This is a genomic window from Mesorhizobium sp. B2-5-13 (genome assembly GCF_006440535.1).
Lineage (GTDB): Bacteria > Pseudomonadota > Alphaproteobacteria > Rhizobiales > Rhizobiaceae > Mesorhizobium > Mesorhizobium salmacidum.
The window spans coordinates 115,545-124,247 of the sequence record NZ_VFUI01000015.1 but is presented as its reverse complement, the minus strand read 5'-3'; the positions used below and the strand labels follow the sequence as shown (position 1 = coordinate 124,247).

7 protein-coding genes, 2 tRNA genes and 1 pseudogene are annotated in these 8,703 nt (G+C 62.4%); 6 read left to right on the top strand and 4 right to left on the bottom strand.

The genetic code is table 11. The features are described 5' to 3' along the window. Nucleotides 1-85: 85 nt before the first annotated feature. Nucleotides 86-160, bottom strand: a tRNA-Asn gene (locus FJ434_RS22305). Between the two features lie 222 nt (nucleotides 161-382). On the opposite strand from FJ434_RS22305, the gene FJ434_RS22300 reads away from it, so the two are divergent. Next, nucleotides 383-643, top strand: coding sequence for a hypothetical protein (locus FJ434_RS22300; protein WP_140751279.1), 261 nt, complete (start codon nucleotides 383-385; stop codon nucleotides 641-643). Nucleotides 644-697: 54 nt separating this feature from the next. On the opposite strand, the gene FJ434_RS22295 is transcribed toward FJ434_RS22300, so the two are convergent. Beyond that, nucleotides 698-943, bottom strand: coding sequence for a hypothetical protein (locus FJ434_RS22295; protein WP_140751277.1), 246 nt, complete (start codon nucleotides 941-943; stop codon nucleotides 698-700). Between the two features lie 212 nt (nucleotides 944-1,155). Here FJ434_RS22295 and FJ434_RS22290 point away from each other — a divergent pair. The 4 genes from FJ434_RS22290 to FJ434_RS22275 all read left to right on the top strand — a co-directional run bounded on the left by FJ434_RS22290 (nucleotide 1,156) and on the right by FJ434_RS22275 (nucleotide 4,645). Continuing rightward, nucleotides 1,156-1,229, top strand: a tRNA-Cys gene (locus tag FJ434_RS22290). A gap of 93 nt (nucleotides 1,230-1,322) precedes the next feature. Next, the gene (locus FJ434_RS22285) at nucleotides 1,323-1,991 is read left to right on the top strand and encodes a protein-L-isoaspartate O-methyltransferase (RefSeq protein ID WP_140751275.1); all 669 of its coding nucleotides are present in this window, start codon (nucleotides 1,323-1,325) and stop codon (nucleotides 1,989-1,991) included. Between the two features lie 182 nt (nucleotides 1,992-2,173). Then, nucleotides 2,174-3,559 (top strand): TolC family outer membrane protein, encoded by a 1,386-nt coding sequence (locus FJ434_RS22280; RefSeq protein ID WP_140508710.1) that lies wholly within the window; start codon nucleotides 2,174-2,176, stop codon nucleotides 3,557-3,559. A gap of 255 nt (nucleotides 3,560-3,814) precedes the next feature. After that, entirely contained in the window at nucleotides 3,815-4,645 is an 831-nt protein-coding gene (locus FJ434_RS22275) for a PopZ family protein (RefSeq protein ID WP_140751273.1), read from the top strand. 63 nt (nucleotides 4,646-4,708) lie between these two features. Here the strand turns inward: FJ434_RS22275 and FJ434_RS30630 are convergent, their stop codons facing one another. Together FJ434_RS30630 and FJ434_RS30625 are read right to left on the bottom strand one after the other, a co-directional pair. After that, on the bottom strand, nucleotides 4,709-4,882 hold the full coding sequence (locus tag FJ434_RS30630; protein ID WP_348640979.1) for a VOC family protein: 174 nt from the start codon (nucleotides 4,880-4,882) through the stop codon (nucleotides 4,709-4,711). Between the two features lie 95 nt (nucleotides 4,883-4,977). After that, nucleotides 4,978-5,196 (bottom strand): annotated as a pseudogene (locus tag FJ434_RS30625) (hypothetical protein); the annotation flags it as partial. A gap of 445 nt (nucleotides 5,197-5,641) precedes the next feature. Between FJ434_RS30625 and FJ434_RS22265 the strand changes: the two are divergent. Continuing rightward, nucleotides 5,642-8,425 carry a valine--tRNA ligase gene (locus tag FJ434_RS22265; RefSeq protein WP_140751271.1) on the top strand — a complete coding sequence of 928 codons (2,784 nt, stop codon included), beginning with the start codon at nucleotides 5,642-5,644 and terminating at the stop codon, nucleotides 8,423-8,425. The last annotated feature ends 278 nt before the right edge of the window (nucleotides 8,426-8,703 follow it).

Genomic DNA, 8,703 nt, shown 5'->3' with positions numbered 1-8,703 from the left:
CTCCAAAACCCCTTCGGGCCAAAAGTGTTACCCATGTCTCCGGTATAAACCGTAACCTATGTGTCCGGAACGGACCTGGAAATGTTGGCTCCCCGGGCCGGATTCGAACCAGCGACCAACCGGTTAACAGCCGGTTGCTCTACCACTGAGCTACCGGGGAACGGAGGCTCTTTGAGCAAGTGGCGCAGCCTATAGCAAACCCGTTTCGGCTTTGCAAAGCAGCATTTCGCATTTTGCCGAGACTTTTTCGCGCGGTGGTTTCTCGCAATCGGCTTTGCCCACCCACATATTAGCCGTCTTGGCGACGGGCGCGGAACCGAAAGGGCGGTCGCGGCTTTCGTAAGATGGCATTATCGAGCCCCCAGACAGGCAGTTTTTCGCAATGACGGCAGCGGACGAAAACCGGATACCAGAACGAAAGCTCTCGGTTTTCGGGCGCGAATTCACCATGCCGCAGTCGCGCGGTCTCAGAATCACCATCGGCGTGCTCTTGACGATTGGCGGCCTTCTCGGGTTCCTGCCGATCCTTGGCTTCTGGATGGTGCCGCTCGGACTGCTGGTACTCTCCTACGAAATAGCCATGGTCCGTCGCCAGCGGCGCCGCTTGGTCGTCTGGTGGGAGCGGCGACGCCGGCCGGACTGAGCGGCCCTTGCCGGCGCATCTCGCACGGCGGTGGCCTTCGAAAGAGAATCAATCCTAGCGCCGTCTCTCCGTGCCGCCGACGGATTCCTCCGAATCGGGTTGTGCGCCTGCCTTCAAATCCTCGCTGATCTCCTTCAGGACCGCGGAAGCCGAGGCCAGACGCGCGCGATCACGCGGCGACAGGCTGCCGGTGCCTTCAATTCTCAGGCAGTCGATGGCATAGCGCACCAATTCCTCGCATCCCAGCAGCGACACGCTTTCCGTTTCGTGCGTTTCGTCCCTTGGCTTTGCCGTGGGCATGGCGCAGTCCTCCCTGTTTCTCAACGCAAGCCGGTGCGCGGCGTTTCGTTCGATCATCCGCCATGCTTAACGGATTGCTAATAGGGCGGTTGTGACGGCGATCTGACAGGGGCGGAGCCGGCGCAGAGGAAAGCGTTCGGAATACGTCGTGGCCGCTTGACGGCATTTTCGCCGCAACCTATTGGAACCGGGTGGAACGCCGGGAGCAACGAGGCCTCGTGGCGGAGTGGTTACGCAGAGGACTGCAAATCCTTGCACCCCGGTTCGATTCCGGGCGAGGCCTCCAATCTCCAGGCCAGGCTCCCGCGCGTCAGCGCCGGAGCCTGAGCGTCCTGTCCAATGGACCGCGATTGTGTCGCGGAAAAGCGAGGCTTGGAGCATGAGCGCTGATTTTTCCGAACTTCGCGTCAAGATGGTCGATGGTCAGGTTCGCACCACCGACGTGACCAGCGCGCCGTTGCTCGACGCGATGCTTTCCGTGCCGCGCGAGGTTTTCGTTGGCGATCGCCAGCGCGATCTGGCCTATATCGACGAGGACATCCGCATCACCGGCAGCGCCGATGGCCCGCGCTACCTGATGGAAGCTTCGCCGCTGGCCAAGCTGATGCAACTGGCCGAGATCAGCGTCACCGATTCGGCGCTCGATGTCGGCTGCGGCACCGGCTACGCCTCGGCGATCCTGTCGCGCCTGGCGAGATTCGTCGTGGCGCTCGAAAGCGATTCGGCCTTGGCGCAAACCGCCGCGTCGACCCTGTCCGGCCTGGGCTGCGGCAATGTGACCGTGGTTCAGGGCGCACTGGCGCAAGGCCATGCGGCAAAGGCACCTTACGATGTCATCTTCATCGGCGGCAGTGTCGGCAAAGTGCCGGCGTCGCTGCTCGACCAGCTCGCCGAGGGCGGACGCCTGGTCGCGGTCGAAGGACAGGGCAATTCCGGCGTGGCGCGGCTTTTTGTCAAGGCTGGAGGGGTTGTAACCGGGAGAAGGGAATTTAATGCGGCAATTAAGCCACTACCCGGCTTCGAACGTGAGCATGCTTTCGAATTCTGAATGATTTGGCCTTGCAGCAAAGGCTTTGTCATGGTCGCTTGCATTTGAACGATCGTTGCTGATCCCAGACTGGGGGCACTTTGGGCGGAGCGACAGGGAACATGAAACACGCCACGCCGGCTGCTCCAGAAGGAGGAGCCGGCGCGGCGCGGTTCCCATGGAAAACGAATGAGGGATATACCGTGCCGTCAGTACGCAAATCATTTTTCACCGCCGTCCTTGTTTCGGCGACCGCACTATCCCCACTGGCTGCATCGGCTGAGACCATCACCGGTGCCCTTGCAAAAGCCTATCAGTACAATTCCACACTGAATGCGTCGCGTGCCGGCGTGCGTGTGACCGACGAGAGCGTGGCCATTGCCAAATCGGGCTGGCGTCCGACGGTTACCGGATCGGCCAACATCGACTACACGAACACGCGCCGGGCAAATGACGGCGGCAATTCGAAGCTGACAAGCGGCAGCTACGGCATCCAGATCAACCAGTCGCTGTTCGACGGTTTCCAGACGAGAAACAACGTGGCGGCGGCTGAATCCCACGTCAAGGCGTCGGTCGAAAGCCTGCGCAACACCGAGGAGAACACGCTGTTCAGCGCGGCCACCGCCTATATGGACGTGATTCGCGACCGGCAGATCGCAGTGTTGACCGAGCAGAACCTGCAGTTCCTGACCGAGCAGGCGCGCGCCGCGCGCTCGCGCTTCGACGTCGGCGAAGGTACGCGCACCGATGTCGCGCAGGCCGATGCCCAGCGCGCCTCGGCGGTGGCCTCGCTCAGTGCTGCGCGTGCGCAGGCATTGGCCAGTGCCGCGACCTATCACCAGGTTGTCGGCGACGAGCCGGGCAAGCTCAAGCCAGCCGCGCCATTGGGACGGTTGCTGCCGTCGAGCCTCGACGCCGCGATCGCCATCGGCTCGGCCGAACATCCGGCCATCCTTGCCACCCAGCATCTGGTCGACGCCGCGGCTTTCTCGGTGAAATCGTCCGAGGGCGCGCTGTTGCCGCAGCTGTCGGCCTCGGCCGGTATTTCGGAAAACTACCGCAAAGCCATCCCCGACGTGGCGGGTTCCAACGGCAATTCGACCTCGGCCAATATCGGCGCAACGCTGACCGTCCCGATCTATTCAGGCGGCCGGACTTCGGCGATCGTGCGGCAGAACAAGGAGTCACTCGGGCAAGCGCGTATCCAGGTCGACGTCAGCCGCGACCAGGTCCGCCAGGCTGTCGCCACGGCATGGTCGCAATACACCGCCGCGCAGCAAAGCGTATCCGCCAACAGGCAGGTGATCGAAGCCGCACAACTGGCACTGAACGGCGTCATCGAAGAGCGCAATGTCGGCCAGCGCACGACGCTCGACGTGCTCAATGCCCAAGCTACCCTCATCACCGCGAAGATCAACCAGGCCAATTCCGAACACGACGTGGTCGTGGCGAGCTATGCCATCCTCTCCGCGATCGGCCACCTGTCGGTCGACCGGCTTGCGCTGCAGGTGACGAAGTACAAGCCCGAAGAGCACTACAACGCCGTCAAGGACAAGTGGATCGGCCTGCGCACGCCGGACGGCCGCTAGGCCTTTCGTTCGAACGGCGTTTCCGGGCTGAGCGGTTCGATCGGAAACGCCTGACTGTCGTTGTCCTTCGTTGGGTTGCTGACGGGGACCGTCACACGGCTTTGGCGGAATCGCTCTAATCTGTTGAAATCCCACATGTCCCCAGATTGGGGATTCTCGTGCGGCGATCCGTCGGTTACGCTGTCGTCATGATTCGAATCCGGCTTTTGCCGGAGCGGAAACCTGCAACGGGTCACAAGGGCGGCGGATGTGACGATGGCAACGGCAAGCAGCGCACAGCGCGAACCCTCCATGGAAGAGATACTGGCTTCCATCAGGAGGATCATCGAAGATAGCGACAACGGTCGCAAGCAGCCCGGCGAGGCCGATGAGTTGCAGCAGGATTTGGAGCCCGCGCCGAGTGCTGTTGCGGCCGCCGACATAGACGCGTTCCGCGCCGAACTGCATGCCGTCCCCGAGGTCAGGAAACCGGCCGCTATGGCGGAAGTCCAGGCGCCAGCCGTACAGCCGGCGATCGCACGCACCGAAGCGCCGCCACGTGCCGATCCGGCTGTTGGCAGGACGCCGACGACATTGGCCGAGGTCAGCGCCCGGGTTGCCGCCGGGCCGGTGCCCAGCCGCGACGCGCCAGCGGCTCCCGCGGAGCTTGCGGCGAGTGAAGCCATTATCGCCGATTGGCGTCGCGAGATCGCGGCGGTTGGCGAGCAAGCCAAGGCGATGCCGGACCGGGGCATCCGCAAGCCAGCGGCACGGCCGGACGTGGCGGCGAGCGAAACGGCGGTGGACCCCGCGACCGAGCGGCCTTCGTCGAGCGATGCTCCGGGCACGGCTCAGGCGCGCGCGGCGGCAAACGAAGCGCATGCGGTGCGTCCCGCGATTCTTTCCGAACATACGGGCCGGCAGGTTGCTGCCGCCTTCGGCGAGCTGTCCGACGCCTTTGCAAGCCGCAGCAAGAAGACATTCGACGAGATGGCCGAAGAAATGCTGCGGCCGATGCTGCAGGACTGGCTCGACAACAATCTGCCGACGCTGGTCGAAAGGCTGGTGCGCGAAGAGATCGAGCGCGTGGCACGCGGGGCGCAATAGCGTCCAGGCTTCCATTCCAGAAGAAACGTCGCCGTCGAGGCGGCGTTTCTCGTTGCGGCGCGATCAGCCGCTGGTCGCCGAACTGGCAAAGGCGATCAAATTGCCGTCGGGGTCGCCGACAATGAAGGTGCGGGAGCCCCAGGGCTCGGTTCGTAGCGTCTGGTGGAAACGGACGCCGACGGCCTGATACTCGAGGAACAGCGGCTTGATGGCATCGACGACGATCGTCGCCGACAGCAGGTCTTCCTTGCCAGCAAAGCCTTGTCGACAAGAGGCTCGTCGACATGGCGCAGGTTGAGACGCGCGCCATCACGAAATACCTGTGCGTAAGAGGGCGGCTCGCCATAGGCAAAGCGCGTCGTGAAGCCGAGTTTCTGTTCGTAGAAGGCGCGGGCGGCGCCGATGTCGCAGACAAGAAGCTGGGGTTCGGCCAAGGCGAGGAACGGTTTCGTCGTCTCGGAGGCGGGTATTGTGCTGCATGGTCTGATGGCCTTTCTCCAGCGCCTGCCAGCTTTCAAAGCCTGATTTGCGAGCGACCAGTTCCTGCGCATCGGCGAGTTTGAAGTCGTGACCGAGGATCTGGCTGTCGGTTAGGCCATGGAAGCGCGGCAACATCGATCCGATGGCATCCGCGACGGGATAATACCGCTCGCGATGCCAGCGCAGATAGAGCTTGGCCTGTTTCCGGAGGTTTTCGAAATTGGGCATGTCGAGAATGGCTTGGGCGCGTTGGGTTCACATGGCGTAGGCGGGCAATGGCCCTCCGGCCGGAAGCCGATGCGCCCTACAGCAGCGCTGGCACGGTATTGCCGCAACGCGTGGCGGTCAAGGCATGAGTGTCTTGCGGACACGGCCTTTCCCACGGCCTTCCGTTGAAATGACCAGGGCCGCGCCTATCTGCTTGTGATGATCCCGGGCGGCCCTCGCGGTTGACTTGACCAAGACCTTCCGATTTACACCGAACCAGCAAAATCCCGACAGCGCGGACCGTTCCCCATGCTTGAAAAGACCTACGACGCCAAGACCGTCGAGCCGAAGATCGCCAGGGTGTGGGAGGAAGCCGATGCGTTTCGGGCCGGCGCCGGGGCGGAGGAGGGGGCCGAGGCCTTCACCATCGTCATTCCGCCGCCCAATGTCACTGGCTCGCTGCATATGGGCCATGCGCTCAACAACACGCTGCAGGACATCCTGGTGCGCTTCGAGCGCATGCGTGGCAAGAACGTCCTGTGGCAGCCCGGCATGGACCATGCCGGCATCGCCACGCAGATGGTGGTCGAGCGCCGGCTGATGGAAAACCAGATCCATCGCCGCGATCTCACCCGCGAAGAATTCATCGAGAAGGTGTGGGAATGGAAGGCCGAATCGGGTGGGTTGATCTTCAACCAGCTGAAACGTCTCGGTGCCTCCGCCGACTGGTCGCGCGAACGCTTCACCATGGACGAGGGCCTGTCCAAGGCCGTGCTCGAAGTGTTCGTCACGCTCTATAAGGAAGGGCTGATCTACAAGGACAAGCGCCTTGTGAACTGGGACCCGAAACTGTTGACCGCAATCTCCGATCTCGAGGTCGAGCAGCAGGAGGTCAACGGCAATCTCTGGCATTTCCGCTATCCGATCGAAGGCGTGGCCTTCGATCCGGAAAACCCGAAAACCTTCATCATCGTGGCGACGACTCGTCCCGAGACGATGCTGGGCGACACGGCTGTCGCGGTGAATCCCGACGACGAGCGGTTCCAGCATCTCATCGGCAAGAACGTCGTCCTGCCGATCGTCGGGCGCAAGATACCTGTCGTGGCCGACGAGTATTCCGATCCGGAAAAGGGGTCCGGAGCGGTCAAGATCACGCCGGCGCATGATTTCAACGACTTCGAGGTCGGCAAGCGCCACAAGTTGCCGGCGATCAACATCCTCACCGTCGAAGCCGCCATCAAGCTCAGGGATAATGAGGACTTCCTCGCCGGCCTCGAGGTGACGCCGGAGCGTCAGGCGGTATGGGACGAACTCGACGGCCTCGACCGTTTCGTCGCGCGCAAGAAGATCGTCGAACTGATGGAGGCCGGCGGCTTCCTCGACAAGGTCGAGCCGCATCGCCACGCGGTGCCGCATGGCGACCGCGGCGGCGTGCCGATCGAACCTTTCCTCACCGAACAGTGGTATGCCGATGCGGCCGAGCTCGCCAAGCCGGCGATCGCCTCGGTGCGCGAAGGTCGTACCAACTTCGTCCCGAAAAATTGGGAAAAAACCTATTTCGACTGGATGGAGAACATCCAGCCCTGGTGCATTTCACGCCAGTTGTGGTGGGGACATCAGATTCCGGCCTGGTATGGGCCGGACGGGCGCGTCTTCGTCGAGAAGACCGAGGAAGAGGCGCTGAGTGCGGCGATCGAATATTATTTGGCTCTGGAAGGGCCATGGAAGGCCTGGGTCGAGGACAAGCTCGAGAACTTCAAGCCGGGCGAGATACTGATCCGCGACGAGGATGTGCTCGACACCTGGTTTTCGTCGGCGTTGTGGCCGTTCTCGACGCTTGGCTGGCCGGACCAGACACCGGAACTGAAAACCTATTACCAGACCGACGTGCTGGTCACCGGCTTCGACATCATCTTCTTCTGGGTTGCCCGCATGATGATGATGGGCCTGCACTTCATGGACGAGGAACCGTTCCACACCGTCTATGTACATGCGCTGGTGCGCGACAAGAACGGCGCCAAGATGTCGAAGTCGAAAGGCAACGTCATCGACCCGCTCGATCTCATCGACGAATATGGCGCCGACGCATTGCGCTTCACCCTGACCGTGATGGCGGCGCAGGGGCGCGACGTGAAGCTCGACCCGGCGCGCATCGCCGGCTACCGCAATTTCGGCACCAAGCTGTGGAACGCGACGCGCTTTGCCGAGATGAACGAAGTCGCGCGCAATGACGATTTCTGGCTGAACGACGCCAAGCTGGCGGTCAACCGCTGGATCCTGACCGAGTTGACGCGCGCCGCGCGCGAGATCACCGACGGCATCACCTCGTACCGCTTCAACGAGGCGGCTGGAGCGGCCTACCGCTTCGTCTGGAACCTGTTCTGCGACTGGTATCTGGAACTGCTGAAGCCGGTGTTCATGGGCACGGACGAGGCGGCCAAGGCTGAAAGCCGCGCCTGCGTCGCCTTCGTGCTCGACGAGATCTACAAGCTGCTTCATCCGATGATGCCGTTCATGACCGAAGAGTTGTGGGCGCAGACGGCGGGCGAAGGCAGGGAACGGGCCTCGCTGCTGTGCCATGCCGCATGGCCGTCGCCGGATTTCGAGGACGCGGAAGCAGCCGCCGACATCAACTGGCTGGTCGATCTCGTCTCCGGCATCCGCTCGGTGCGCTCTGAGATGAACGTGCCGCCGGCGGCCATTGCGCCGCTCGTGGTGGTCGGCGCCAACGACGTGACGCGCGAACGACTGGTTCGCGAGGAGTCCGCGATCAAGCGGCTGGCGCGCGTCGGCGACATCTCGCTCGCCGATGCGGCACCCAAGGGGTCGGCGCAGATCGTGCTCAACGAGGCGACGATCTGCCTGCCGCTTGGCAGCCTGATCGACCTCACTGCGGAGGCCGTGCGGCTGCAAAAGGAACTGGTCAAGGTGACCGAGGAAATCGCGCGCCTGCACAAGAAGCTGTCGAATGAGAAATTCGTCGCCAGCGCGCCGGCGGAGATCGTCGAAGGCGAACGAGAAAAGCTCGCAGAATATCGCGACGCGCAGGACAAGCTTTCGGTGGCGCTGACCAGGGTTCGTGACGCCGGCTGAAGGGCAGATTCGGGAGATTTTAGCACCCTCTAAAATGGGCGGTCTCGTGCCTCGAAAACCGGCATTCCGTTGCGTTAATGTTGACGTAAACGGGAGTTTTTGCCCCATTGTTGCCATAATGTAACAATGGGGCCGCAGACCGCTTAAATCGGCCCTTTTTGAGCCTTTCCGGTCGCTTTTTCCTTTTTTTGGAGCGGTGAACCTCACCAAAGACCGTTTTTTGGCGTCGCGGCGTCCGCCTGCATTTTGCCCGAAATACGTTGGGCGAACCCGTACAT

Coding starts and splice junctions, on each gene's coding strand:
- FJ434_RS22300 (WP_140751279.1), top strand. CDS start 383: ATGACGGCAGCGGACGAAAACCGGATACCAGAACGAAAGCTCTCGGTT.
- FJ434_RS22295 (WP_140751277.1), bottom strand. CDS start 943: ATGCCCACGGCAAAGCCAAGGGACGAAACGCACGAAACGGAAAGCGTG.
- FJ434_RS22285 (WP_140751275.1), top strand. CDS start 1,323: ATGAGCGCTGATTTTTCCGAACTTCGCGTCAAGATGGTCGATGGTCAG.
- FJ434_RS22275 (WP_140751273.1), top strand. CDS start 3,815: ATGGCAACGGCAAGCAGCGCACAGCGCGAACCCTCCATGGAAGAGATA.
- FJ434_RS22265 (WP_140751271.1), top strand. CDS start 5,642: ATGCTTGAAAAGACCTACGACGCCAAGACCGTCGAGCCGAAGATCGCC.